Genomic DNA, 24,463 nt, shown 5'->3' with positions numbered 1-24,463 from the left:
ATGTTGGTTCATTCGTTGTGGCAGTTAGATAAATCGTCGGGTCAATCGTTTATAGGGTACAGCCCGACCGACGAGATAGATCATCGCTGTTTGGATTGGGAACATGATCAGGGCTTTGAGTAAACGCACAGACCAGATTGCCCAGCTTGTTAGTGGAATATTCAGCATCATCGATAGCCAAATGGGTGTCAAGATCAGTGTGATCAACACTGTGTTCAGCAAGACCACCAACGCGGCTCTTTTGAGGGTCACTTCTTTACGGTAGAAAAAGAACCCGTAAATCAACCCACCGACAAAGGCGTTGATCGTAAAACCGAAAAAGTATGCTGATTTTGGAAATAACACCATTCCTGCGATATCCGCCAATGAGGAACCTATGGCTGTCCAAAATGGACCGAATAACATCCCCATGATCATTTGGGGCACGAAGGAAAAAGTGAGTTTGATATAGGCTGTTTCAAAGCCCAAAATTTGCGACAAGACTACCATCAAGGCAATCAAAAGTCCCATGATCGCGATCATGTGTGCATCGACTTTTCTTTTCATAACGAGCATCTCCTTTTAGAGTTGCTACAAGTACATGCAGCGAATGCGAAAATAAAACCGCGGACAACCGTCCTTCGTCCGAAAGGCAACATCCCATCCTTTCAGCACTTAACGCTTTATTTCCTACTCTGATTTTTATTAGGTATTTCTACCCAGACACACTATAGCACACAACGGAAGCTGTCGACAATTTTTCCCACTTATTTTTCTGAATATTTTCATTGATCGTTCGCATTTACAAAAAAACCTTTCTCGCAAAAGAATTGACTGATGAACGCAATCAGATCTTTTACGGGAAAGGTTTATTTTGTCTCAGCTTATCACATCACCCAATCAAATTGTCGTTGATCAAGACTGATTTGATGTCGCGTAATTGGTGATCGATCTCGACTTGCTCGATCGTCATACTCGTGGTGACTTGTTTCATCGCATGCATTTCTTCATTAAGTTCATTGACATTCATCACTAATTTGTTCAAGGCTTCAATAATCAACTGATTGCTATCCATGGTTGGCAACTCCCTTTTCCACTCATTTTTATTTTGATTGTTTGACTTGCTGTTCTAAGATACTTGCATTTTCAACAACATTTTTTGTTTTATAAAACAATTTGTACAAGACGATGACGACGACTGGAATCAATCCGCACACGATATAAATTTGTGCATAGCTCAATAATCCGTGCAAACTACCTAATACATATGGACCGACCCCTAAGCCTAGATCCAAACCAATGAAGTAGGTTGATAAGGCCACCCCAATCCGATGAGGATCCACTTCTTTCAAACACACTGCTTGTCCATTTGACATAAATGTACCGTAGCCTAATCCAACGAAACAACCAGCGATCAATAACATGGCGCTATTGCCTGTGATACTCAACAAAAACAAACCGAGTGTCAAAAAGATGAAACTTGGATACATCACAGCATCTGCCCCGTGACGGTCAAACAATTTCCCAGTTGCTGGCCGTGTGAATGTGACAGACAAAGCATAGACCACAAAGAAGAATGCCCCAGCAGTTTCTAGCCCTAGATCACTGGCGTAGATCGATAAGAAGCTCAGGACACTTGAGTAAGCAAAGCCGATCAAAAAGCCGATCGCCGATATAAAGAGAACTTTGGTTTCCACGAAAGATTTTAATGACCATTTCTTTAATTCTGCGGCGTGTTCCGGCGTCAACGTAATATTCTCAACTGGAAAGGCGAAACAAGCAATCGCTGTGGCAATCGATAAGATCGTTGCCAGCCAGATGATAAATTGAAAGCCTAACGTTGGCAACAATAGCATCCCGATAAATGGACCGACAGCGGCTGCCAAGCTCGTACTCAAGCCATAATAGTTGATCCCTTCTCCATGTTTAGACGCAGGGATATATGCTGTAACGATTGCGTTGGCGGCAGTAGACACTGTACCATAAGCAAATCCATTCAAAAAGCGAACCCCTTCTAAAATAAAGATATTTGATGAGATCAAATACGCAGCTGTCGTGATGACATAAAAAATAATTCCCCAGCGCAAAATCGCTTTGCGTCCTACCAATTCCAAAATTTTCCCAATATACAAACGGGCAATCAATGTCCCAATAATATAAATGCCGGCTGCCAATCCCGCTTGTGCAGTCGTTGCCCCTAATTCCTGCGTGGCGAATTTTGCCGTGATCACGACAAAACAATAATACACAAGAAATACAATAAAATTAATGATGGTAATCGTCACAAATCCCTTGTTAAATAATTTTTCGTTTTGACTTTCTTGCATGTGCTGCTTTCTCCTCCTTCGTTTTTGACCCGTATCCAGTAAAGATTTGATCCCTCCCATTACCCATTTGAATGACTTAAATATACTGAATATGAAATTTTCTGAAAATCGCATTTGTTGCTGTAAAAGCACAATAACAAGAAACATTAACATTTGTTATTGCTTTTTCGTCTGAAATGTCTTTTAATTAAGCGAGAATATTTGAACTTTCAGATTTTTTTCAGAAAAAAGTCAATGATAGATGAGGAGCAGTTTGGGTGGATAAACAAATACTTAGTAGGTATCTTGAGAAAAAATCAATACCAGTTGTCATGCGCAAGAAAAAAAGCTATTTGACTTATGAAGGTATTCCTGACCGTTATGTCTATATCTTGAAAAAAGGCATTATCAAGACGAGTGTCGTGACCCATGAAGGCAGAGAATTCAATTTGCGCTATCTCAATGACTTCGAGATCGTTTCTCTTTTCAAGGATGAGTACTCGCAAGAAGTCGAAGCCCCCTTCAATGTCCGTGTAGAGTCGGAGGAAGCTGCATTATACAAAATCGTTCGCGATCAGTTTTGGACCGATGTCAACCATGATCGGCAGCTGCAAGATTATGTCAAAGAGTATTACCGCAAAAATTTGATGGATACGATGAAGAAAATGCAGCAAATGCTGATGAATGGTAAATATGGGGCTGTTTGTACGCAAATCAATGAACTATACGAAACCTTTGGCGTGAAAACGGCGGATGGGGTTTTGATCGACTTTGAAGTCACCAATGAAGAAATTGCCCGTTTTTGCGGCATTACTTCGGCCAGTAGTGTCAATCGCATGATGCAGCGTTTGCGGGAAGCCGGCGCCTTGCAAAGTGTTGATCGCAAATTACTCGTGAAGAACATTGAGATGATTCGCGAAAACATTATTTACTGATGATAAGCGTCAATTGATTAAACTGTTTCCCTAGAAAAAATGAAGCAGGTCTGGATAATGCGATCATAAAATATGCATTTTTCTGAGGCAGTTTCTTTTTTAAAGAAGAAATTCTTTTCACAAATTGATTCTTCCCGCAATTTTTCGTAAATGTATGAACAATATCATACTTCTTGCATATATCTTTTGTTAGGTACATTGCTTCATGGCTAATAGCCTCTGTATATACAACAACAATATCTGCTGACTTAATTTTAGCCACCATTGTTGGTCGTTTTTCATATCCTCTTAATCTTATAAAATTGCCTGACCGTTTTTCAATTTCTTCTTTGAGATAATCCGTTAAAGATGGATTTCCACCAACGGTCAGAATGTTTAATCCTTCAAAGATTGGCAAGAAAGCTCTCCTTGCCTTCTTCGGAGATATTCGTTTACTCGCTACTTTTTGGCTTTGTTCTTCGATAATAGGAAAGGGATCTACTCTATGTTTCCACAAGACACACCCTAACATCACATCATCAGGATGACACACATAGTCAATTATGTCTCCCTCTTTCAAGTTAAACTGATCAATGTCATTATCTTTTAATAAAATAGTTGTTGGAAAATCTTCTTGTGGTCTCGATAGTTCGATATAAAGTCTTTTAAGATCGTGATGTTTTTTGATGGCAATACCAGTAATTTCTTCTCTTTGTTCGATTGACTGAGTCGGATTTTTTTTTAGCAATCGATAGGTATAATAAGGTTTATTTTTGACAATTTTCAAATACGTTGCTTCTATTAAGTCATCATTATGGAAGTCCATTTGACGACAGATGGATTCCGGTACGTATAATTCTTTTTTTGTGTGAACCGTTCCTCCGCGGAGCATTCTGTGAAAAATACCATGAATAATATTCCCATCATCTAGTATTTTTTCTTGGAATCGCTCTTTGGTCTTTTTTATGACAGATTGTTCTGGTTCAGACTTTTTTGTTTGTTCAATCTTCTTATTAGCGAACGTTTCATCTTTCTCTTCTTTTTTGTAGCGCTTTCAAAAAAGGCACCTTTGCTTACTGCTTTTAAGATATTTATTTGACTTTCAAGAACCTCAGAAACATGTAACAGATTTTTTGAATCCAGATTTTTCAAGACCTCTATCATTTCTTCTTTTATTAATGCTATCATTGTCTCTTTTCTCACGCTTTCTCCTCCAATCAGGCCGTAACTTGTTTATTCAGGTAAACGACTCATTTGTTAAAATCCAAAAAAATGTCATAAAAACAAACATATTTAGACGCAAAGTACTTTATTTTAACTATATTTTACCTAATTTCAATTTTTACGCAAGTAACAAAATACGAAATTATCATAATAGGGCTGATGACATATGTAAAAAAAGACGGCACCAATTTCCATACTTTAGGAATTTGATGTCGCCTTTTACATGTATAAAAACTTCTCATTTAGGACAAAAATGAATCCCATTTAAAATTTAGCAAACAATCAACACTTTTGTTGCTGCTTTTTCGAGTATCGAGCTGCTAAAACGTCTCGTGTCATCAGCCGCTACCCATGCATATTTAAGACTTAAATAAACGCCACAGTTTCCGTCACTGTGATTGTGGGGTCCAACGATTGGATCACCGGGCAATTGGGTGAAATCAATTTCAAGCAGCGAATGGCTTTTTCTTGGTCCGCTTCTGCAACTTTAGCTGTAAACTTGATTTGGATGGCACTGACTGGTTCAGCTTTTTTCTCAGGATCTCGGTCATAGCTGACTTCGATTTTGCTGATTTGCGCCTCAACTTTAGAGTTTTCCAACACAGAGCGGTAGACATAACCGCCACAAGCTGCTACAGCGCTGACCAGCATTTGCACTGGAGAATAGCCTTGTTCTCTGGCTAGGATCCAGTTGCCAGTAGGCGTCTGCATTTCAAATTTGTCGTTTTCATTTCTACCATCATGAATCGTTAATGTTTCGACTGTCATTGTTTTTCTCTCCTAACATAGTGTCCCTCTGCGACTTCGATCCATTCGAAATGCGCAGACAACTGAATACTTTGATTGATTTCTGGTTGAATCATCGCAGCCCGTGCCAACACTGGATCTGCGATTGGTGCTGCCGCTAATAATTTCTTGGTATACGGATGTTGTGGATTTTCAAACAGTTGCGCTGTTGGTGCCAGCTCGACCAATTTTCCTTGATACATGACTGCTGTCCGGTCACTGATATGACGAATCACAGATAAGTCATGGGAAATAAACAGATAGGACAAAGAAAATTCTTTTTGCAGCTGCAGCAATAGCTGAATGATCTGGGCTTGAATCGAAACATCTAACGCAGATGTAGGTTCATCACATAAGACAAATGCCGGTCGATTGACGACTGCTCGTGCAATCCCAATGCGTTGCCGTTGTCCGCCACTAAAACTTCTTGGCAGCTTATGCACATCTTCTCCTGTGATGCCTACGATTGCAAGAATTTCTTTGGCTTTCGCCGTTGCGGCTTCCTTGCTGTCGGTCAACAAAGGCTCCATCACCAACTCCAAAGCTGTCATCCGTGGATTCAAGGATGAATAAGGATCTTGAAAAATGACTTGCATGGCTTGATACGCTGCTTTCTGTTCACTTTTCGACAACGTAGCAAGATCCTTGCCTTCGAAATAGACTTTACCTGATGTGAGCTGTTCCAAATGAAGCATACTGCGCCCCAATGTTGTTTTGCCACTACCAGACTCTCCCACCAAACCTAATGTTTCACCACGATGGATCGTCAATGACACATCCTCTACGGCACGGACTTCTTGAAGGACTCCGCGCCAATTTTTGCTGCGAAAGGTTTTACTGGCATGTTCTACGCGAATCAATTCTTCCATTTTGCTGCCTCCTGACTCAACCACACCCGATGTGTTGCACTCAATTCTTGTTTGATCAAGGTTTCTGGTAAGACCTCATGATAATCAAAGATTTTCAACTCTGCCTGTTTGTCCCCTAAATGCGCAGCCTGCAGCAATTGTTTGGTATAGGGATGGGCAGGTTGATAAAAAATATCTTCAGTCGTGCCTTCTTCCACTACGCGTCCTTGATACATCACTTTGATATAATCACACATCCCAGCAACAACGCCAAAATCATGGGTGACCAAGACTACAGACAATTGATTTTCTTTTTGCAGGTTTTTGATCAGCGCCAAGATTTGGGCTTGGATCGTTACATCTAACGCCGTCGTTGGTTCATCCGCAATCAGCAATTCTGGTTGGGCCAGCAATGCCATCGCGATCATCACCCGCTGCCGCATTCCGCCAGACAATTCATGGGGATATTGTTTCATTCGTTGTGCGGGTGATGGAATCCCCACTTTGGTCAATTCTTGGATTGCTGCAGTTTGGGCCGCTTTCTTACTGATCGATCGATTGCGGCGAATAACTTCTACTAAATGATAGCCAATCGTTCGCAGCGGGTTCAAGGAGGTCATCGGATCTTGAAAAATCATCGCGATCGGCAACTTCCGACGATTGCTGATGGCTTGTCCATCAAATTCATAATGGTCAAACTGATCACTGACATGTTCAGGCAAGAGGTCCATCACACTTTTCATGGTCATACTCTTGCCACTGCCTGATTCTCCCACGATCCCCACCACTTGTCCTTTGGGGATCGACAGGTCAACATCTTTGACCAACTGTTTTTGGCCGTGCTTATTACTGAAGGTGACCGAAAGGCCTTTGATCGATAATAATTCCTTTGTCATGGTCACACCTCTCTTTGAAGGACATGTTTGATCATGTCGCCAATATTATTGAAAGAATAAATGGTAAAAATCACGAATAACCCTGGTAAGATCGCCATATATGGCGCCCGTTGCAAGCTGTTTTGAGCGTTTTGCAACAGACTGCCCCACGAGGCCATAGGCTGCTGAATCCCCAGACCAAGGAAACTTAAGGCAGATTCAGTCATGATGGCACTGGAAATACTGGCAGAAGCCGCCACGATCAGGGTTGGTAAGACTGCCGGGAAAATATGTTTAAATATAATACTGATGGCGGAACGACCGATAAATTTGCCATAGGCAACATACTCTCGCTCTTTGGCCGCCAATGTTTCGCCACGGATCAAGCGGGCGATGCTCATCCATGAAAAACCGCCGATCACAATGATGATCGTGGTCAAACCAGGACGCAAGAAGACACTCAATACGATCACAAGAACCAACCATGGAATTGAGGAAAGAACATCCACGATCCGCATCAATAGACTATCGATCCAGCCACCGAAATACCCTGCTGTGAGTCCTACCAGCGTTCCGATACACGTCGCAGTGATCATCGCCAAAACCCCAACGAATAAGGAGACACGGCCGCCATAGACCACACGGATAAAGTAATCTCTCCCCACTTCATCGGTACCAAATAAGTGAGTCCAACTTGGGGGTTGTGACATATTGCTGACATCCGTAGCATTGGGATCAATGGGAATCAACGGTGCCGCCAAGGATAGGATGATCAGTAATGTCAAAAAGATCACTGAAAAAAGATAGACAGGAGAAGACAGGATCGTTCTTCTCATTGCTTTTAATCGTTGCATTATTTGCTGCCCCCTTTACGGATCCGAGGATCAACCACCGAGTATAATACATCGGCCAGCAAATTCCCCATGATGACCAGGGTAGCAGATAGCAGCATGATGGCCATGATCACAGGATAATCTAAACTTTTGGTCGCACTCATCAAGTATGGCCCAACACCTGGCCAGCCATAAATCGTTTCGGTAATAATCGCACCAGTGACCAGCATCGGCAATGCCAAGCCAATCTGTGTCACGACTGGAATCAAGATATTACGGCTGATATGCCGGCTGAAAATCTGCCATTTACTGGCATGAAAAGCTTGCTGAACCATGACGTAATCTTCTGAAACTTGTTGTGTTGCTGAAGCGCGAATATATCTCGTCAAGTCAGGGAAAAAAGCCACTGTCAATGTGACATAAGGCAAGATAAAGTGCTGAATAAAATCACCAAAATCTCCTTCTTTGCCCACCGTATGCATCCCGATGATCGGAAACATATTTAGCAGATAACCGAACACATAAATCAAAATCATGGCAAACCAAAAAGTTGGTACCGCAATGCCTAGCGAAGCAATGGCATCAATGATCCGATCCCAGATTTTCCCTTTATTGGCTGCTGCCAATAAACCTAAAAGAATGGCTAAGATCAATGCAGTCAAATAAGCCGGCAAGACCAGACGAATCGTGTTCGGGATCCGCGTAGCCAATTCGGAAGAGATACTATTTTGAGAAACCAAGGAAAATCCTAGATTTCCGGTGAAGATATTTTTGATCCATAAAAAATATTGGACCAAGAATGGTTGATCCAACCCATAACGTTGACGCAGCAAGTCGACTTGCTCTTGCGTCATATTGGGCGTCGTGATCGAGTCGATCACGTCATACGGTGCGATATGTATGAGAGAAAACACAATAAACGATATCACGAAAAGCAAGGGGATCGCTTGCAAGATTCGTTTGGCAATATACTGGAACATGACAGACCTACTTTCTTGTTCATCAAAAAAAGGCTGTGATAAACACGCTTTATCACAGCCAATGGATTACTTGATCGTCAATTTAGACATATCTTCGAAAGTGTAGATTGGGATCAAAGATGCATCCTCTACATTTCCGATTCGGTTATTGACCGCTAAAATTTTCTTGTTGTCGACGATTGGATAAATGATGGCTTCATCTGCAATGACTTGTTGTAATTCATCATATAGATCCGCCCGTTTGTCAGCATCTAGCTCTACAGCAGCTTCTGCAAACAACGTATCGATCGATTCAATGTTGGCTTGGAAGTAGTTAGAACCACCACCTGTCGTAAATAGACGCGCATACAAATCAGGATCATTCCCCATGATATAACCGCCAAGGAATAGATTGTATTTGGTTGAGTCCGCTTTTTTCAATTCAGTGAAAATCGCTGTGCCATCGCCACCTTCAAGATTGACGGTGATGCCAGCTTGTTGCAACTGTTGTTGGATCAATGTCGCCTGGATCGTTTGTGCTGGATCTGTCGATGTGAAGGCGATGTTCAGTGTTAAATCTGATACGCCTGCTTCTTGTAACAGTTCTTTGGCTTTATCGACATTGGTGTCATATTTTTCCACATCTTCTGTGACATATGGATTATTTGGCGGTAAGAATGAGTATGGTGTGGCATAATACTCGTCACTCAAATACGCCCCTTGATTCAATTCATCTTTGTTCAAGGCATATAAAACGGCTTGACGGACTTTGACATCTTTCAATTCATCAGTATTGGTGTTCAAGCCTAAGTAACCGATACGGTTTTCGGTGTATGGATAGACAGTGATTTGAGAATCGTCTAAATCTTCAATATCAGAAGGCAAGACAACCGCTGCATCAACTTCGCCTTTTTGCAACGCCACTTTTGCTGTATCGGTACTTTCAATGATTCGCAACGTCACATTTTTGATCGATGGCGCACCTTCAAAGTAGTTTTCATTGGCTTCAAACGTGAAGTACTCGCCGCGTTTGTATTCTTTTAATTTATATGGACCGGTACCTACTGGTGATTCAGGCAATTCTGCCACTGAAAAATCCGTTACATCTTTATAGATATGTTCAGGAATAATGTATGTTTCAGTCGCGATATTGCTGACTGCGGAAGCGCTTGGTGAAGGCAATACAAATTTCACCGTGTAGTCATCGACTTTTTCAATCGAGATCGGCTGATCGTCAACCCATAATGAATCCGCATTGCCGTTCTCTTTTTTGACTTTTTGTTCGTAGGTGAAGACCACATCATCTGCGGTAAAGTCTTCGCCATCAGACCATTTGATGTCTTGTTTCAATTTAACAGTCACAGATAGACCATCATCAGCAGCTTCAACCGAATCTGCCAAAACATTCTTCGTTGTACCATCTGCTTCAACTGCAACTAAAGGTGAATAAATCATGTTCGTTACAGTCAATCCCCAGCGGTCACTGGTATTGATTGGGTTTGTTGATGAAGGATCGCCACTGATTGCATAAGTGAATGTTGAATCATCTGCTGCTGCAGTGGTTGAACTATTTGTCGTTTCATCCGTACTATTTGAAGAACCACAAGCTGCGAGCGCGAATCCCAACCCGATCACAGCGATACTTGCTAAACCTTTTTTCCAATTTTTCATATCCATCCTACTTCCTATTCCCATACAGGTATACTCGATTTTTTTGTTACATCCTCTATAATTGCTTTGACTTCATCCGTCTGATAATACTTGACGACCGTTTGATAGACTTCGTTGTCTTTTTCATCCGCCCGCGCGGCGATCACATTGTAATATGGTTGAGAAGAATCTGCCACTGGTTCCAGATAAATCGCATCTTCTGTCGGGATTAAGCCGGCATCTACTGCCATACCATTGTTGATCAGTGAAATATCGACATCCGTCAATGCCCGAGCGGTTTGATTGGCATCCAACAATTCGAAATTCAGTTGTTTCGGATTATCCGTCACATCGCTGGTTGTAGGCAATAACCCTTTGTCTGCATCTAAAGTGATCAAGCCAGCTGTTTGCAGCAACAAGAGCGCGCGGCTTTCGTTGGATACATCATTGGGCAATGCCACAGTGGCGCCATCCGCTAATGCACTGATATCGCTGATTTTCTCCGAATAAATCCCCAACGGATTCAATGTAGTATAAGCAATAGTCGTATTTGAATAGCCGCTTTCTTCATTGACATTGTCCATGAAAATCTCTGTCAAGGCTGCATGCAAATCGATGGAGCCATCTTCTAGCGCCACGATGGGCTGCCGATAATCGGTAAATTTAACGAGTTGCAAATCAATATGTTCTTTTTCTTTCAATTCTTCTTGAACATGTTCCCACGCTTCATTTTGCTCTCCGACAACACCCAATTTGACCACTGTTGCTTCCTCTGCTGCATTGCTGTTGCCGCAGGCCGCCAGTGCCCCGATCGTCAATAAGCTAACCAAGCCGATCGACAAATGAACCAAATATTTTTTCATTTTCCTTTTATCCCCTTTTGTTCCCTCCTCAGATCAGCCAATTGCCTTGAACGAATGTCGCAATGGCAACTAGACCAATTGCCGACATCCGCATCTATTCGCCTTGCCTTTCTTCAAACAATCGATTGAAGAGCCAAAGTACGTACGCAAAGACATCGGAATGACCATTCATATGTAGTGTAACTTTATCCTATACAACTGAAACTGTCAATAAAATCACTTCATATAAATGGACCTTTTTTTGGCATATACCGAACTGATCTTTGATCGGTTTATTGAAACACGTGCAACGCTTGTTCTAAATCATTGATCAAGTCTTGCGGATTTTCGATCCCGATTGAAATCCGCAACAAATCCGGTGTCAGACCATATGATTCCCGTAATTCTTTCGGGATATCAGCATGGGTCTGGGTCGTTGGATAGGTGATCAGACTTTCTACACCTCCTAAACTTTCAGCAAATGTAAATACCGTTAATGCCCGCAAAAAGGCACTGATTTTCTCCGCATCATGGACACGGATACTGATCATGGCACCAGCTTCTGGATAAAGCACATCTTTGACCAGTGGATGGTCTTTCAAGTAATCGACGATCGCCTTGGCATTGGTTTCTTGTTTTTCAAAACGCAGCGGCAAGGTCTTTAAACTGCGGATGAATAACCACGTATCGAAACTGCTCAATGTAGGTCCTGACGTATTGGCAAGAAAATAGAGTCTTTCCCCTAATGTCTGCGTCTTCGCCACGACGACGCCCGCCAAAATATCATTGTGTCCAGACAAAAACTTGGTGCCGGAATGGATCACGATATCCGCCCCTTCTGTTAAAGGTAGCTGTCGTAAAGGCGTCAAAAAGGTATTATCGACGATCAGAAGTGCCTCATATCGGTGGGCAATCTCCGCCGTTGCTGCAATATCTGTGATCGTCATCAATGGATTGGTCGGTGTTTCCAGAAACACTGCTGTTAAACCAGGCGCGGCTTTTGCAGCCAATTCTTCGATTGAACTGAAGGTATCAAACGTGGCGATTTGGCGTTTCTCCAATTCATCAAAGTAACGAAAGCTCCCTCCGTAAAGATCACGGGAAACCAAGAAGCGACTACCACCAGGAAACAAGTCAAAGATCAAGGCAATCGCGCTCATGCCTGAACTGGTCACCACCGCTTTCGCCCCTTTTTCCAACTTGGCAAGGCCGTCTTCCAAAATATCCCGTGTAGGATTTTTGGTGCGGGTGTAGTCATACCCCGTACTTTGACCAAGTTCTGGATGGGCAAACGTCGTAGATAAATAGATGGGGGCACTGATTGCGCCGGTTTGTTTGTCTGAACGATTGCCTAGCTGTGCAAGAAATGTTGCTGTATCAATTGTCATGGATATCCTCCTCAAATGTCTGCTGTTTGTATGTGTTGATAGATCGAATCAATTGATCTAACGCTGCTGCAATGATCGTCGGTGTTGTCGCAAGATTCAGACGAATAAAACCAGCATATGCTTGTGAGAACCACGCCCCATAATCAACGGCCAATCCTGCCTCGTCTTGCACCAGTTGTTTGAGATTGTCTATGCCTAATCCGCGCATGTCGATCCATAACAAGTATGTTCCTTCAAGTGGCGCTGTCCGCACTTCTGGTACAGCTTGTCGCAAACCATGTGCCACAGTCTCCGCATTTTGTGCCACGACGGCCAAAATATGTTCAAGCCATTCATCTCCATGTTGATAGGCGGCTTTGGCGGCGGTCAACCCAAAGATATTGACTTCTGTCTGTTTGTATTGTTTGGCCCATGCATCGTATCGCTGCTGGAGTGTTTCACTTGGCAACCAGATGTGCGAGAGCAGCAAACCGGCTAAATTAAAAGTTTTTGATGGCGAATTGACCACGATCACGCCTTCAAAATCTAGGGATGCCGCAACGGTCACTGCAGATACAAATCGATGGCCCGGTAGAATCAAATCACCATGGATCTCATCTGCGATCACCAGCACCTGGTATTTTTGGCAGATCGCCAGCAACTGTTTGATCTCATCTGCATACCAGACCCGCCCTGCCGGATTATGGGGCGAACAAAAGATAAATAGTTTCACCGATTCTTCTTTGATTTTGCGTTCAAAGGCGTCAAAATCAATTTGGTATGTATCGCCTTGTGCTAGTAATGGTGCTTCAATGATTCGCCGTTTGGTATCTTTGATACTATCGAAAAACGGATAGTACACAGGCGGCTGGATCAAAATCGCATCTCCCGCTTTTGTGAAACAATGAAGCAAATCATACAATGATTGGACCACTCCTGTGGAAAACCTTAGCCAATCCTCCTGGAACGACGTTTGCCAATGTCGCTCTTGCCAGCCTTGATATGCGGCGACGTAATCCTTGGGCACGATGCTGTATCCAAATACCCCTTGTGCGACACGGCGATGCAATGCCTCGGTCACAGCAGCAGGTACTGCAAAGTCCATATCTGCCACCCACAATGGCAGCAAATCTTTGCCGTCAAATCGTTGGTCCACCAGATCCCATTTCAATGAATCGGTCTGCGTACGTTGACGTGCATAATCTGAAATAAAGCTGTCAGTCGTCATTGATATGTGCTCTCCCCTCCAATTCACTGCCAATCCGATAGCCTTCTTTGGTCGGTTTGATGGTCAGATCGTATGGTGTCCGTTGATAGGTTTCATTGATCCAATTGCTAAAGAACAGTGAGGCGTGTCCACGCCAGCGATTGGTGATCTTACCGCCTAAATGATCGTTCGCAAAATAGTGGCTAGGTAACGCTGTATCTAATCCCCGTTCCATGTCTCGCAAATATTCTTCATTCAACGTGGTGGTATGATATTCAAAATGCCCCAGCAAAAAAACATTTTTATGATTCTCAGAAACAAACATGGTCGGTCCTGTTTCTCGGCCAGCTGCCAATACTTCTAGTGGTAGTTGTGCAAGCTTGGTTTCATCAATTCCCGTATAACGCGAGTGGGGTGTGTAGAAAACATCGTCAAACCCGCGAACCAATGGATGAAAATGGGTGACTTCTTGTTCAAAGACACCAAATAGTTTTTGCGGATACCTGACTTTATCGATGCCATAATGGTAATAAAGTCCAGCTTGTGCACCCCAGCAAATATGCAAGACTGACGTACAGTTGGTTTGGCTCCAGGCCATGATTTCTTGTAATTCTTGCCAATAATCAATGGCTTCAAAAGGCATTTTTTCTACAGGCGCCCCAGTGATGATCAAGCCATCGAAGCGTTGCTGCTGGATCACAGAAAATGCTTCATAGAATTTTTCCATATGGTTCAAGGAGGTATTCTTGCTTTCATGGTCGGCCATTTTTAATAACGTGACCTCTATTTGCAACGGGCTTTGGGAAAGCAGGCGCAACAGTTGGTTTTCAGTAGCGATTTTTTGCGGCATCAAATTGACGATGGCGATTTTTAAAGGACGTATCTCTTGCTGCGCTGCTTTGTGCTGCAACAAAGCGAAGACATTCTCTTTTTGCAGGACCGTCGCGGCTGGCAACTCTTTGGGAATAATGATCGGCATTTCTTTCTCTCCTTTTGCTTTGATGGTGCATTTCTTATGGGGGAGATATATTGATCGATCGCGCGAACAAAACACAAAAAAGCCGCCCCTTTTGCCTTACGGCAAAAGGGACGACTGACGCGCGTTACCACCCTCATTCGTGTTATTCTCACAAATAACACCTCAACAGTACACTATGATACTTGGCGCGGTAACGGGCGCATTCCGTTTGTTTGGCGTGAACCAAATAAAAAACTCGGAGTTCATCTTCACAAATCGCCTCATTCTCCTTTCTCACCAACCGGAGTCTCTGTACCTTCGTCGATCTGCTACTCTTCTCTTCAACGTTCATCAAATTCTATACGTAATTTTCAAAAATTATAATTGTTTTTTCATCTACTGTCAACGAGAACTTTCAGCATTTTTTCATTTTTGCAAATAAAGATACTGTTGCCCCATCTTCTCGTAAATTTCAGCAAGATCCGTTTTACTGACCGCACGGTCTTTGTAGCCATAGGGATCATTGACGTACATTGTCTCTTCATCGATGCCAGTGATGACGACGCTATGGATCAACGCAGTCACATAGATGGGCCCATTTTGGGTTTCCCAACTGAAAAAATCATCGTTTGTCGGCACCTGCAGCTCCAACGTTGCGATCATCCAGATAGGTGTTCCGGATGCTAAGACCGTCAAAAGCTCAGAAAAGCTGCGATCACGACCGCTGACAACTTGAACATCTTCTGGTACGACTTGTTTTGCCACTTCAGCGATTGGTTCAACATCCACCCCCATCGCCGCATCGCCCCCATAAATATTCCCGACAAAGCCTTCTCGGGGATCACCTCGATAGCCGCCCTCTTCATAGACAGGCACATAGTTGAGGATTGAGGCTAAGGTGTTTTTATCAGTATCGATAGCATAATAATTCAACAGCATCGACAATGCGGTGACTTCACATCCATTGCCCAATGCCACTTCATCAAACTGGTTTTCAAGTGGCACATCTAAACGAATTGCTTCTGCTGGTTCCTCGTTCCTTGATGATGAGGCACTCGTTCCTGCTTCATCCACTATCTGATCTCGCTGAAGGATGAAAGGGGACGCACCTTGCTCGCTGTCAAAGAAACACCAAAAGAAGACTGCACCAAGGCTCAAACATGAAACAATAGATATAACTGTTTTTTTCTTCATTGGTCCCCTCCTTGCATGCCTTTTATTCATTATACCGAAAACAAATGGACCCGCCTATTCAGATGGATTGTCATTGTATACTATAGGTCAAACGCGGTCGAATATCTTAATGTGCCTTGAACTGACTGGAGCGCTTGCGCATACAATGGTTTGATCATAAATGCCTCATCAGGCACTTCATCAGAAGAAAAAATCTGATACTTGCTTGCCCGAACATAATGAAATCTAGCATAGTAGGTTGGATCACCTAATATACTGACAAATCGGTCATTCCCTTTTTGTGCTCTTTTTTCAAGTTCATTGACTATTTCTCCACCAATGCCCTTCCTTTGATAGGAAACTGAGACACTCAAGGGCGCCAGCACCAAACCTAAAAAACGTTCTCCTTTTTCATTGATTACTTCACATGGACTCATCAGTCCATGTCCAACTATTTTCCCGCTTTCAGTTACTGCCACAACTTCTAAATCCTGCACGTAACCTGAGCTGTTGCGAATATTCGTTACTAATTTTCCTTCATCATTGTATCCGTGATCTGATTGTTCAAAGGCTTCGCGAATCAACTGTTCAATTTCTTCCTCATCTTGTGTTTGAATGGTTCGAATGTCCATGCCTCTTTTCTCTCCTTCATGTGCGCTACAATCATATTATATCCTAGAACTAGTTATCTAAAACACGCTTTTTTTATTTCCTTTACCTTGCTTTCTCCTAAGCAACACGTACGATAAAAAAGGCAGAAATGAACGATTGCCCGTCCTCTCTGCCTTTTTGATGCAAGAAAATATCTTATAGCCCTAACCCCACGCTTTTATGAAACCAGCTCTTTTTGTTTTTTCAAAAAACGCTGCTTCGCTTGTTTGAATGCGTTGATTTCAAATTGTTTGCTAAGTGCGCCAGCCACAAAATAGGCCAGATTGAAGTCAATCAAACTATGGATCAATCCGCCAATGCCCATCAAGACAAAGAGGAAATAGTAAAAATTGCCATCAAAAGAAGTCCCTGGGACATTCCCTGTAAAGTAAAAGAGTGCAACCACACCCATCTCGATCACGGAATGGATCAGCCCAATCACCAAATTAAACAATTGTAATCTTCCGTTAAACAACGTCGGCTTGCCTTTTTTTAGCAAAATACCTGGATGATTTTGCAAATAAAGGGCACCAATCACGGCAAAAATCACATGGGACAACGCCCGCAACGCAATGATTGGCGGTAATGATAAAAAGAACCCAAATGTCGTCCCTAACGCGACGGCAATTGCCATCGCTGGTGAGAAAAACATCGCAACAAATACTGGTACATGGCTGGCCAATGTAAATGACGCCGGTCCAATCACGATTTTGGGCATGACCATCGGTATCACGATCCCCATCCCGATCAGTAAAGCAGCAATGGTCAAATGACGAATAGAATGATTTTTCATTTTTTACAAACTCCTTCAATGTGTCTTGACACGTTTAATGAGCTTATTCTACCTGTCTTTACACCAGGTGTCAAGACACAAGAGGCACAACACTAGATTCTATGCGTCATTGTCTAAAGTCTATAAAAAAAGGAAACGAATCACTCGTTTCCCTCAAAAAAATATGTGCGTCAAGCAGATTATTTCCGCGCCAACATCTCGTTACTCAAACGAGCAAACTCTGCCAAGGATAGCGTTTCTCCGCGACGTGTCGGATCGATGCCGCTGGCTTCAAGGCTATTTCGCAACAATGCTTTAGTGTCTTCATCTTTGCCATAAGTATTTTGCAGATTGTTCCACAATGTTTTGCGACGCAATTGAAAGGCTGATTTGGTCAACTTGAAAAATTCTTTTTCGTCCGTTACTGCCACTGCAGGGGTTTCACGCCGGGTTAATTTCAAGATTGCGGAATCAACATTAGGCTGTGGCACGAAGACAGTCTTGGGAACGATGAAAGCCAATTTGGCTTCCATGTAGTATTGGACTGCAATCGACAATGAGCCATACGCTTTGGTGCCAGGTTCTGCTGAAATACGATCAGCAACTTCTTTTTGCATCATGACAACCATTTCTTGCACAGGCACATTGGATTCTAGAAAGTGCATCATGATCGGTGTCGTGATGTAATAAGGCAAATTGGCCACTACTTTCAACGGTAGATTTTGATCGAATGCTGTGCTGATGGTCGTTGCCAAGTCTGCTTGCAAGACATCTTGATGAATGACTTTGACGTTTGGATAAGGAAGCATCGTATCAGCCAATACTGGGATCAGCCGATCATCGATCTCAAATGCCACGACTTGTTTGGCATGTTTGGCTAATTGCTCGGTCAGTGCACCAATGCCCGGTCCAACTTCAATGACATTGGTGTCTTGATCGATTCCAGCTGTATCCACGATTTTGCGCAAAATGTTCGGTTCTGTCAAAAAATTTTGCCCTAAGCTTTTCTTAAAGGTAAATCCATGTTTTGCTAAAATTTCTTTGGTTCTCGAGGGGGTAGCAATATCTCGTTCTTCCATTATTGTTCATCCTCCACTATTTTCATCGCAGCGGCAAATTCAGCTTCTGTGATCCGAAACATTGCCAGCCTTTTTTCTAATTGTTTGCCATTCGTATAACCGATGCGCAAAATATCGCCAAGCCGCTCTCGCTTCTCTTTCGCCCCAGGTCCGGCAATCAAGCCAAAAGCCAACAGCAATTGGCGGTCGATCGGCTGGTTCTCTGCAGCGTCTTGGTCATTGATTGGTGTCACGACTTTTTGCAAAGCTTCTTTCAAAGCCTGATGGCTCGCATGTTCTACGCCTAAGCTGCCTTTGCCTTTTGGTGCTGCTTGACTGCGGGGCAAAAAAGCATGTTTGGCATCAGGAACAGCTTCCATGATTATTTTACGGATTTTTTCTCCTGAAAAATCTGGATCGGTAAAAACGATCACTCCCCGTGTTTCTTGTGCCAATTCAATTTGATCTAAAATACCTTGATCGATCGCTGAACCAATGGTTTCAATGGTGTCGACATCGAATACTTCTTGGAGTCTGCGGGTATCGTCTTTGCCTTCGACGACAATGATTTCTTCGATCTTTGGCTTAGTTGCCATTGATGTTGAACAGCCGATGGGCATTTTCTCTGGTATAGTCAGCGACTTGTTGCGGTGTCTGATCCCGCAAAGCAGCAATTTGATTCACGACATAATGGGTGTAGCCAGGTTCGTTGCGTTTGCCACGATAAGGAACAGGTGCAAGATACGGCGCATCCGTTTCAACGAGCAAACGATCTTGCGGCACGATTTTGGCTGCCGCTTGTACATCTAATGCTTTCTTGAACGTGACGACGCCGCTAAAAGAAATGTGCATACCTAGGTCAAGAAACTTCTTGGCCCATTCATCATCGCCGCTGAAACTATGCATAATGCCGCCGATATCTTGAACTTTCTCCTCTTTCAAAATTGCATAGGTGTCTTCGATCGCGTCACGGGTATGGATACTGATCGGTAAGCCCCGTTCTCTTGCGATAGCGATTTGTCGGCGAAAAACCCGCGCTTGCACATCTTTAGGATCTTCCATCCAATGATAATCCAATCCAATTTCACCTAAAGCCACAACTTTTGGCACGTCCAGTCGTTCTTCTAGGAATGCTTCAACAGCTGGCGTATAACCGCCTGCTTCAGTAGGGTGCCAGCCGATAATACTATAAATGAATGGATATTCCTTGCTCAACGCAAGTGACTTTTCCACTGTAGGATGATCAAACCCTACCACAGCCATCTCAGTCACACCAAGTTCTTGGGCGTGGGCAATCGTTTCTGGAATATCTTCATTGAATTGTTCTGCATTTAAATGAGTATGTGTATCAAAAATCATGATTAGCCTCCTTAGTTCTCCTATACTCTAGCATATTTTGCGACTTTAAGAAACGAATCATGGTTGCTTTTTTCACTGACTTTAGGAAACTTTCAGCAAGTGGTAAAAAATCCGCCTCAGGTTGGAGGAAGTTCCCCCTGGATTCTCCTATACTGAGTAGTAGATAAACCTATGGAGGTGTAAACATGGAAAAATCAAAAGTTGTTGGCAGCCGCTTTTTTTCAACGGATTCGGATTTCCGAAGCAAATCAACGATGAAAAAACGCTATCAATATTATCGACAGCAAAATGCCCACCAACAATTTGGGCCAGATTTCAAACGGGAATTCCAGCACGACTTTCCAAATTTTGCCACTTGGTTGAAATTGCAGCAGCAAGTGCCGCAAACCAATCAAACAAATACCTTTTCCCATTGGCTGATACTCGGCACGTTCACCCTTTTCACTGCAGCGACATTTTCTCAACAGCTCTTATTCCTTTTTGTTCTATTGATCGTTGCCGCATTGATCAAAGGTCCTGGCATGATCCTGTGGGGGATCCTCTATTCATTTTTAGTCAGCTTGTTTCCGCCTTTAGGTTTGTTGCTTTCAGCCATATTCTTTTTATTGACGATTCGCCAATTGACCAAGAACATGACTTTTGTCCTATCGGCTCTTTATTTCTACAGCTATCCTATCTTGATCACCGCATTGCATCAGTTTACAACATGGAATGACCAATGGTTGTTTTACGGTAGTATCGCATGTGCTTTGATAAGCGGCCATCTGATTTTGAAACGTAATTATCTGTTTGCTTCAAGCAAAGGTGTGGCTTGGGCGTTGATGACGGTGCCCTATGATTGTATCATGGCGCTCGTACCGAAAAAACATAAGGGACGTTTATTTAAATCTCCTAAAATGAAGTAACAACGATTTGTTCCGAAGCGCTGGCTTGATTGCCGTTCTTCGGTTTTTTTATGCTTATTGACCAGCCCAAGTTGGGCATCTTTTATTTAGATTTATACGCACTGTTAGATTGCTTTTTGTGCGAGAATCTACTATGCTAGATAAGAGAAAAATCAAAAAAGGAGCCTCGCCATGCTGACCCTTATTATCCTTGCATTCCTCGTCATAGGCGTGCTGCTATACTCCTTTATCATAGAACCCCATCGGTTGACTCAGCGCCATTATTTGATCAAAAAAGACAAGCAGACCGTGCTGGATATTTCGAAAGCGTATGATATGTATCAAGAGAATGAAACGATCGTGATCGCCCATATCAGTGACTTGCATGTTTCTCGCTGGTATAAACCGCGACGCCTGAATCGCATCATCCGTTCAACGATCCAGCAACAACCGGACTTGATCGTTATCACGGGTGATTTGATCGACAATTACAAAAAATGGCCCCATCGTTCCACCAATCGATTAGTCGAAAAACTCAAAAAATTACAGGCACCGATGGGCAAATTGGCTGTCTTGGGTAATCATGATCATCTCCATGATGGTCATTACTTTGTAGCAGAAGTTTTTCGAAATGCAGGTTTCACCCTATTGGACAATGAATCGGTCTTCGGCTCCGACGAAAAAACATCGATGTCGATCACTGGCATTGATATCGACAGTCCGAAAGTCAACTTTTCATATGAATCAACCTTAGCAGAATGGCAGATTTTGTTGTTGCACGAGCCTGACTACATCACGCGCCTCACCAATCTCCACAGTTATGATTTGATTTTATCTGGACATAGCCACGGCGGACAGATTCGCTTGCCCTTTTACTATGCGAAAACCAAAGGCGCGCTCACCTATACGGATGGTCTATATATTTTCGGGAAAGAGACACTTCTCAGTGTGTCAAGCGGTATTGGGATGACAAAAATTCCCGCCCGCTTAGGGGTGCCTCCGGAAATGATTTATTATCACTTGGTACCGCAAAAAGACGACCAATAAGTCAAAAAGAAAACCAGCAAGTACAACATTGCCCATGGAGGCGTGCTGTATTTGCTGGTTTTTTTAGGTAATAAGATGGGGCCGGTGTTTATTCTTGCGTCAGACCTGCATAAATAGTCTCTAAGTTCCATTGCATCATTCGATAATAACTATCCCCCTCTTCACCAGGTTCGGCGATCGAATCGGTAAAGACTGTATCATAGATCGGAATACCTGAATCTCGGGACACACTTTGCATTGGTCTTGTATTGACGCTGCTTTCGACAAACAAGGAAGCCACTTCAGATGAATGCAACTGATCGACCAAATCTTTGATCTGTGCAGGTGTTCCTTCTTCTTCCGTATTGATTTCCCAAATATAGGCAGAAGGCACACCATAGGCTTTAGAAAAGTATTTAAAGGCGCCTTCACTGGTAACGATCAATTTTTTCTCATCCGGGATCGAAGCAAAGTTGGCTTTGGCTTTCTCGTCCAGAGCCGTTAAATCTGCTAAATAATTGTTGAGATTTTCTTCATAGTAGGCTTGGTTATCAGGATCTTTTTCAATTAATCGCTGCGCGATATTTCGCGCATAGATCATGCCATTCTCCAAATTCAGCCAGGCATGAGGATCTGCTTTGCTGTGGTCTTCATCGTCAGAAAGGTATAACACATCTACGCCATCGCTGACGGCAAAATAATCTTGATCTGCAACTTTGTTGGCATTTTCCATCAATTTGGTAAACCAGCCATTTCCCCCTGTTTCCAAATTCAATCCATTATACAAAAGCAAGTCTGCATCCGTCGCCAATCGGACGTCTTCTGCTAACGGTTCGTACTCATGAGGATCTCTGCCTACTGGAACAATACTGTGCAGATCGATTTTGTCACCAGCGATGTTCTCAGTGATATCTGCAATGATCGAATTGGTGACCACAACAGACAGTTTGCCTTCCGTTTGACTAGATGGATGATTGCTTTCTGCCAAGAAGAAACCGCCAGCTATCACTGCCACGGCCAAAGCAGCAGTTGCTGACCACCGTTTGACTGGACTGTTTTTTTGTTTTGGTGAAAAAAGAAAGCCGAATACAAAGAAAGCACCTGCTGTCAGGACAATACTTGAACCTGCTGCAATATTAAAGGTGTAGCCGATAAACAGACCAACAAATGATGCCAAACCACCTAACGCACCAGCTATCAACATCATCTTTTTCAATTCCTTCGTAAACAAATACGCGGTGGCAGCTGGTGTCACCAATAAGGCCACGATCAAAATCGTACCGACACTTTGCATCGCTGTCACAGCGACTAATGTCAAAAGAAACATCAGCAAGTAGTGATATCGCTGCACTTTCATCCCAAAAGCTTTGGCCATCATTGGATCAAATGAGGTGATCAACAAAGGACGGAAAAAGACAATAATGACTGCCAACACCACCAAAGCAATGACGATCGTCAACCATTTGTCACTATCCTGCACCGCCAAAACGTTCCCAAAAAGAATATGAAAGAGATCCGTAGAACTATTGGCCACCCCGATCAAAATAACCCCTAATGCCAAGAAAGAACTAAAGGTGATGCCAATGGCGGTATCACTCTTGATCAAACTATTATTAGAAATATACGTAATGATCATCGAAGCCAATAGGCCGAATAAAATCGCGCCGACAAAAAAATGGATCCCAAAAATATATGACAAGGCAACACCTGGCAAAACTGCATGGGAAATCGCATCTCCCATCAATGACATGCCCCGCAAAATAATAAAGCAACCAATCACACCCGCCACGATGCCAATCGCTACTGCTGTGATCAACGCATTCTGCAGAAAATGATAGGTGCCTAAACTAGTAAAAAAAGTTGTGACCATTCTACATCCCGCCTTTCACAATGATCGTATCGCCAAACGTACGTGTTAGATTGGCGTCCGTAAACACATCTGCCACAGACCCGTAGGCAATCAGGCGTTGGTTCAACATCACCAGCGCATCAAAGTATTCTGTGATTTTCCCTAGATCATGATGGACAATAAAAATCGTCTTGCCTGCCTCACGCAATTGTCTGAGTAATGCCACAATAATCGCTTCACTCGCAGCATCGATACCAGCAAAAGGTTCATCTAGAAAAATGAAATCGGCCTCTTGCACCAAAGTCCGTGCAATTAAGACCCGTTGAAATTGCCCACCGGACAACTCGCCAATTTGGCGATCCGCAAAATCGGTCATCTCCACTGCAGCTAAAGCTGTGTTGACTTGCGCCCATTGAGTGGGACGAATCCGCTGCAACAAGCGCATATTCGGATACAACCCAAGGGATACCACTTCTTTGACAGTAATTGGAAACGTATAATCAATCGCTGATTTTTGTTCTACATACGCAATACGCCTTTGAAATGCTGCTAAAGGCTGATCATCCGCTGTGACAGACCCGGTGGACGGGATCAATTGCAAGGCCGCTTTGATAAATGTCGATTTCCCTGCCCCATTCGGTCCAATAATCCCCACGATCGATGGCTTTTCTGTCACAAAAGAAACCGACTCGACTGCTTGATGTATGCCATCATATGTAGCAGATATCGATGAAAAAGTAATCATATTCTCACTCCATTTCTATAGTTAAGGTTTATTTATTTTATTTTTTAGGCTAACCTAACTTATCTCTATTATACAAAACTGATTTGGTTTTGCAAGAGGGATTTTATTTTCAGATTGATAGAAAATAAAAATATTCTCATTTACATGTGATATATTGAACAAAATCTAAAAATATCCACCGTTTTATGGTACCCTATT

Annotated in this window: 26 protein-coding genes, 1 pseudogene and 1 riboswitch; of the genes and pseudogenes, 3 read left to right on the top strand and 24 right to left on the bottom strand. The window is 42.9% G+C overall.

Annotated elements, in window-relative coordinates; genetic code table 11:
* Nucleotides 1-24: 24 nt before the first annotated feature.
* The 3 genes from AEQ18_RS09670 to AEQ18_RS09660 form a co-directional block, all read right to left on the bottom strand.
* A complete protein-coding gene (locus AEQ18_RS09670; RefSeq protein ID WP_082348642.1) occupies nt 25-555 on the bottom strand; it encodes a folate family ECF transporter S component in 531 nt (176 codons plus the stop codon).
* 26 nt (nt 556-581) lie between these two features.
* A riboswitch (THF riboswitch) is annotated at nt 582-679 on the bottom strand.
* Nucleotides 680-871: 192 nt separating this feature from the next.
* Nucleotides 872-1,054, bottom strand: a complete 183-nt coding sequence (locus tag AEQ18_RS09665; protein WP_054116135.1) for a hypothetical protein — start codon at nt 1,052-1,054, stop codon at nt 872-874.
* A gap of 28 nt (nt 1,055-1,082) precedes the next feature.
* Nucleotides 1,083-2,306 carry an MFS transporter gene (locus AEQ18_RS09660; protein WP_054116134.1) on the bottom strand — a complete coding sequence of 408 codons (1,224 nt, stop codon included), beginning with the start codon at nt 2,304-2,306 and terminating at the stop codon, nt 1,083-1,085.
* Between the two features lie 257 nt (nt 2,307-2,563).
* On the opposite strand from AEQ18_RS09660, the gene AEQ18_RS09655 reads away from it, so the two are divergent.
* On the top strand, nt 2,564-3,220 hold the full coding sequence (locus AEQ18_RS09655; RefSeq protein ID WP_054116133.1) for a Crp/Fnr family transcriptional regulator: 657 nt from the start codon (nt 2,564-2,566) through the stop codon (nt 3,218-3,220).
* Here the strand turns inward: AEQ18_RS09655 and AEQ18_RS09650 are convergent.
* The 18 genes from AEQ18_RS09650 to AEQ18_RS09565 all read right to left on the bottom strand — a co-directional run bounded on the left by AEQ18_RS09650 (nt 3,210) and on the right by AEQ18_RS09565 (nt 19,761).
* A complete protein-coding gene (locus AEQ18_RS09650; RefSeq protein ID WP_235505521.1) occupies nt 3,210-3,986 on the bottom strand; it encodes a DUF2325 domain-containing protein in 777 nt (258 codons plus the stop codon). The two genes, AEQ18_RS09655 and AEQ18_RS09650, sit on opposite strands and share 11 nt — an antisense overlap.
* Before the next feature lie 176 nt (nt 3,987-4,162).
* Nucleotides 4,163-4,402, bottom strand: a complete 240-nt coding sequence (locus tag AEQ18_RS09645; RefSeq protein WP_054116131.1) for a hypothetical protein — start codon at nt 4,400-4,402, stop codon at nt 4,163-4,165.
* Between the two features lie 387 nt (nt 4,403-4,789).
* Entirely contained in the window at nt 4,790-5,191 is a 402-nt protein-coding gene (locus tag AEQ18_RS09640; protein ID WP_054116130.1) for an OsmC family protein, read from the bottom strand.
* A complete protein-coding gene (locus AEQ18_RS09635) occupies nt 5,188-6,078 on the bottom strand; it encodes an ATP-binding cassette domain-containing protein (protein ID WP_054116129.1) in 891 nt (296 codons plus the stop codon). The genes AEQ18_RS09640 and AEQ18_RS09635 overlap by 4 nt, the downstream gene beginning before the upstream one ends.
* Nucleotides 6,066-6,953 (bottom strand): ABC transporter ATP-binding protein, encoded by an 888-nt coding sequence (locus AEQ18_RS09630; RefSeq protein WP_054116128.1) that lies wholly within the window; start codon nt 6,951-6,953, stop codon nt 6,066-6,068. The genes AEQ18_RS09635 and AEQ18_RS09630 overlap by 13 nt, the downstream gene beginning before the upstream one ends.
* 2 nt (nt 6,954-6,955) lie before the next feature.
* Nucleotides 6,956-7,786: an ABC transporter permease gene (locus tag AEQ18_RS09625; RefSeq protein WP_054116127.1), complete on the bottom strand. Its 831-nt coding sequence runs from the start codon at nt 7,784-7,786 to the stop codon at nt 6,956-6,958.
* Nucleotides 7,786-8,745 (bottom strand): ABC transporter permease, encoded by a 960-nt coding sequence (locus AEQ18_RS09620; protein WP_054116126.1) that lies wholly within the window; start codon nt 8,743-8,745, stop codon nt 7,786-7,788. The genes AEQ18_RS09625 and AEQ18_RS09620 overlap by 1 nt, the downstream gene beginning before the upstream one ends.
* 66 nt (nt 8,746-8,811) lie before the next feature.
* On the bottom strand, nt 8,812-10,395 hold the full coding sequence (locus AEQ18_RS09615) for an ABC transporter substrate-binding protein (RefSeq protein ID WP_054116193.1): 1,584 nt from the start codon (nt 10,393-10,395) through the stop codon (nt 8,812-8,814).
* Between the two features lie 14 nt (nt 10,396-10,409).
* Nucleotides 10,410-11,237: a MetQ/NlpA family ABC transporter substrate-binding protein gene (locus AEQ18_RS09610; RefSeq protein WP_054116125.1), complete on the bottom strand. Its 828-nt coding sequence runs from the start codon at nt 11,235-11,237 to the stop codon at nt 10,410-10,412.
* 272 nt (nt 11,238-11,509) lie between these two features.
* Nucleotides 11,510-12,604 carry an aminotransferase class I/II-fold pyridoxal phosphate-dependent enzyme gene (locus AEQ18_RS09605; RefSeq protein WP_054116124.1) on the bottom strand — a complete coding sequence of 365 codons (1,095 nt, stop codon included), beginning with the start codon at nt 12,602-12,604 and terminating at the stop codon, nt 11,510-11,512.
* Nucleotides 12,594-13,811 (bottom strand): MalY/PatB family protein, encoded by a 1,218-nt coding sequence (locus tag AEQ18_RS09600; RefSeq protein WP_054116123.1) that lies wholly within the window; start codon nt 13,809-13,811, stop codon nt 12,594-12,596. The genes AEQ18_RS09605 and AEQ18_RS09600 overlap by 11 nt, the downstream gene beginning before the upstream one ends.
* Nucleotides 13,801-14,769: a homoserine O-succinyltransferase gene (locus AEQ18_RS09595; RefSeq protein ID WP_054116122.1), complete on the bottom strand. Its 969-nt coding sequence runs from the start codon at nt 14,767-14,769 to the stop codon at nt 13,801-13,803. The genes AEQ18_RS09600 and AEQ18_RS09595 overlap by 11 nt, the downstream gene beginning before the upstream one ends.
* A gap of 405 nt (nt 14,770-15,174) precedes the next feature.
* Nucleotides 15,175-15,942, bottom strand: coding sequence for a C39 family peptidase (locus AEQ18_RS09590; RefSeq protein WP_054116121.1), 768 nt, complete (start codon nt 15,940-15,942; stop codon nt 15,175-15,177).
* A gap of 80 nt (nt 15,943-16,022) precedes the next feature.
* Entirely contained in the window at nt 16,023-16,553 is a 531-nt protein-coding gene (locus AEQ18_RS09585) for a GNAT family N-acetyltransferase (RefSeq protein ID WP_054116120.1), read from the bottom strand.
* Between the two features lie 197 nt (nt 16,554-16,750).
* Nucleotides 16,751-17,365 carry a hypothetical protein gene (locus tag AEQ18_RS09580; RefSeq protein WP_054116119.1) on the bottom strand — a complete coding sequence of 205 codons (615 nt, stop codon included), beginning with the start codon at nt 17,363-17,365 and terminating at the stop codon, nt 16,751-16,753.
* A 179-nt stretch (nt 17,366-17,544) separates the two neighbouring features.
* On the bottom strand, nt 17,545-18,426 hold the full coding sequence (rsmA, locus tag AEQ18_RS09575; RefSeq protein ID WP_054116118.1) for a 16S rRNA (adenine(1518)-N(6)/adenine(1519)-N(6))-dimethyltransferase RsmA: 882 nt from the start codon (nt 18,424-18,426) through the stop codon (nt 17,545-17,547).
* On the bottom strand, nt 18,423-18,998 hold the full coding sequence (gene rnmV, locus AEQ18_RS09570) for a ribonuclease M5 (RefSeq protein WP_054116117.1): 576 nt from the start codon (nt 18,996-18,998) through the stop codon (nt 18,423-18,425). Before rnmV ends, rsmA begins: the two co-directional genes overlap by 4 nt.
* Nucleotides 18,988-19,761, bottom strand: coding sequence for a TatD family hydrolase (locus AEQ18_RS09565; protein ID WP_054116116.1), 774 nt, complete (start codon nt 19,759-19,761; stop codon nt 18,988-18,990). The genes rnmV and AEQ18_RS09565 overlap by 11 nt, the downstream gene beginning before the upstream one ends.
* 185 nt (nt 19,762-19,946) lie before the next feature.
* Between AEQ18_RS09565 and AEQ18_RS09560 the strand changes: the two genes are divergently transcribed.
* Together AEQ18_RS09560 and AEQ18_RS09555 are read left to right on the top strand one after the other, a co-directional pair.
* On the top strand, nt 19,947-20,666 hold the full coding sequence (locus AEQ18_RS09560; protein ID WP_054116115.1) for a hypothetical protein: 720 nt from the start codon (nt 19,947-19,949) through the stop codon (nt 20,664-20,666).
* Between the two features lie 171 nt (nt 20,667-20,837).
* Nucleotides 20,838-21,692 carry a metallophosphoesterase gene (locus AEQ18_RS09555; RefSeq protein ID WP_054116114.1) on the top strand — a complete coding sequence of 285 codons (855 nt, stop codon included), beginning with the start codon at nt 20,838-20,840 and terminating at the stop codon, nt 21,690-21,692.
* An 88-nt stretch (nt 21,693-21,780) separates the two neighbouring features.
* On the opposite strand, the gene AEQ18_RS16080 is transcribed toward AEQ18_RS09555, so the two are convergent.
* The 3 genes and pseudogenes from AEQ18_RS16080 to AEQ18_RS09540 all read right to left on the bottom strand — a co-directional run bounded on the left by AEQ18_RS16080 (nt 21,781) and on the right by AEQ18_RS09540 (nt 24,265).
* Nucleotides 21,781-22,680, bottom strand: coding sequence for a metal ABC transporter substrate-binding protein (locus AEQ18_RS16080; RefSeq protein WP_054116192.1), 900 nt, complete (start codon nt 22,678-22,680; stop codon nt 21,781-21,783).
* Between the two features lie 60 nt (nt 22,681-22,740).
* Nucleotides 22,741-23,541: pseudogene (locus AEQ18_RS16075) on the bottom strand (iron chelate uptake ABC transporter family permease subunit); the annotation flags it as partial.
* 1 nt (nt 23,542) lies between these two features.
* Nucleotides 23,543-24,265: a metal ABC transporter ATP-binding protein gene (locus AEQ18_RS09540; RefSeq protein WP_054116113.1), complete on the bottom strand. Its 723-nt coding sequence runs from the start codon at nt 24,263-24,265 to the stop codon at nt 23,543-23,545.
* Nucleotides 24,266-24,463 lie beyond the last annotated feature (198 nt).

Origin of the sequence: Enterococcus sp. RIT-PI-f, from assembly GCF_001297065.1 — a bacterium.
In the GTDB taxonomy this organism is placed as follows: Bacteria; Bacillota; Bacilli; order Lactobacillales; family Enterococcaceae; genus Enterococcus_D.
This window is presented reverse-complemented; position numbering and strand designations above follow the sequence as displayed.

Excerpts from the sequence above, each read along its gene's own strand:
- AEQ18_RS09670 (WP_082348642.1), bottom strand. The coding sequence starts at position 555 with ATGCTCGTTATGAAAAGAAAAGTCGATGCACACATGATCGCGATCATG.
- AEQ18_RS09665 (WP_054116135.1), bottom strand. The coding sequence starts at position 1,054 with ATGGATAGCAATCAGTTGATTATTGAAGCCTTGAACAAATTAGTGATG.
- AEQ18_RS09660 (WP_054116134.1), bottom strand. The coding sequence starts at position 2,306 with ATGCAAGAAAGTCAAAACGAAAAATTATTTAACAAGGGATTTGTGACG.
- AEQ18_RS09640 (WP_054116130.1), bottom strand. The coding sequence starts at position 5,191 with ATGACAGTCGAAACATTAACGATTCATGATGGTAGAAATGAAAACGAC.
- AEQ18_RS09635 (WP_054116129.1), bottom strand. The coding sequence starts at position 6,078 with ATGGAAGAATTGATTCGCGTAGAACATGCCAGTAAAACCTTTCGCAGC.
- AEQ18_RS09630 (WP_054116128.1), bottom strand. The coding sequence starts at position 6,953 with ATGACAAAGGAATTATTATCGATCAAAGGCCTTTCGGTCACCTTCAGT.
- AEQ18_RS09625 (WP_054116127.1), bottom strand. The coding sequence starts at position 7,786 with ATGCAACGATTAAAAGCAATGAGAAGAACGATCCTGTCTTCTCCTGTC.
- AEQ18_RS09620 (WP_054116126.1), bottom strand. The coding sequence starts at position 8,745 with ATGTTCCAGTATATTGCCAAACGAATCTTGCAAGCGATCCCCTTGCTT.
- AEQ18_RS09615 (WP_054116193.1), bottom strand. The coding sequence starts at position 10,395 with ATGAAAAATTGGAAAAAAGGTTTAGCAAGTATCGCTGTGATCGGGTTG.
- AEQ18_RS09610 (WP_054116125.1), bottom strand. The coding sequence starts at position 11,237 with ATGAAAAAATATTTGGTTCATTTGTCGATCGGCTTGGTTAGCTTATTG.
- AEQ18_RS09605 (WP_054116124.1), bottom strand. The coding sequence starts at position 12,604 with ATGACAATTGATACAGCAACATTTCTTGCACAGCTAGGCAATCGTTCA.
- AEQ18_RS09600 (WP_054116123.1), bottom strand. The coding sequence starts at position 13,811 with ATGACGACTGACAGCTTTATTTCAGATTATGCACGTCAACGTACGCAG.
- AEQ18_RS09595 (WP_054116122.1), bottom strand. The coding sequence starts at position 14,769 with ATGCCGATCATTATTCCCAAAGAGTTGCCAGCCGCGACGGTCCTGCAA.
- AEQ18_RS09590 (WP_054116121.1), bottom strand. The coding sequence starts at position 15,942 with ATGAAGAAAAAAACAGTTATATCTATTGTTTCATGTTTGAGCCTTGGT.
- AEQ18_RS09585 (WP_054116120.1), bottom strand. The coding sequence starts at position 16,553 with ATGGACATTCGAACCATTCAAACACAAGATGAGGAAGAAATTGAACAG.
- AEQ18_RS09580 (WP_054116119.1), bottom strand. The coding sequence starts at position 17,365 with ATGAAAAATCATTCTATTCGTCATTTGACCATTGCTGCTTTACTGATC.
- rnmV (WP_054116117.1), bottom strand. The coding sequence starts at position 18,998 with ATGGCAACTAAGCCAAAGATCGAAGAAATCATTGTCGTCGAAGGCAAA.
- AEQ18_RS09565 (WP_054116116.1), bottom strand. The coding sequence starts at position 19,761 with ATGATTTTTGATACACATACTCATTTAAATGCAGAACAATTCAATGAA.
- AEQ18_RS09560 (WP_054116115.1), top strand. The coding sequence starts at position 19,947 with ATGGAAAAATCAAAAGTTGTTGGCAGCCGCTTTTTTTCAACGGATTCG.
- AEQ18_RS09555 (WP_054116114.1), top strand. The coding sequence starts at position 20,838 with ATGCTGACCCTTATTATCCTTGCATTCCTCGTCATAGGCGTGCTGCTA.
- AEQ18_RS09540 (WP_054116113.1), bottom strand. The coding sequence starts at position 24,265 with ATGATTACTTTTTCATCGATATCTGCTACATATGATGGCATACATCAA.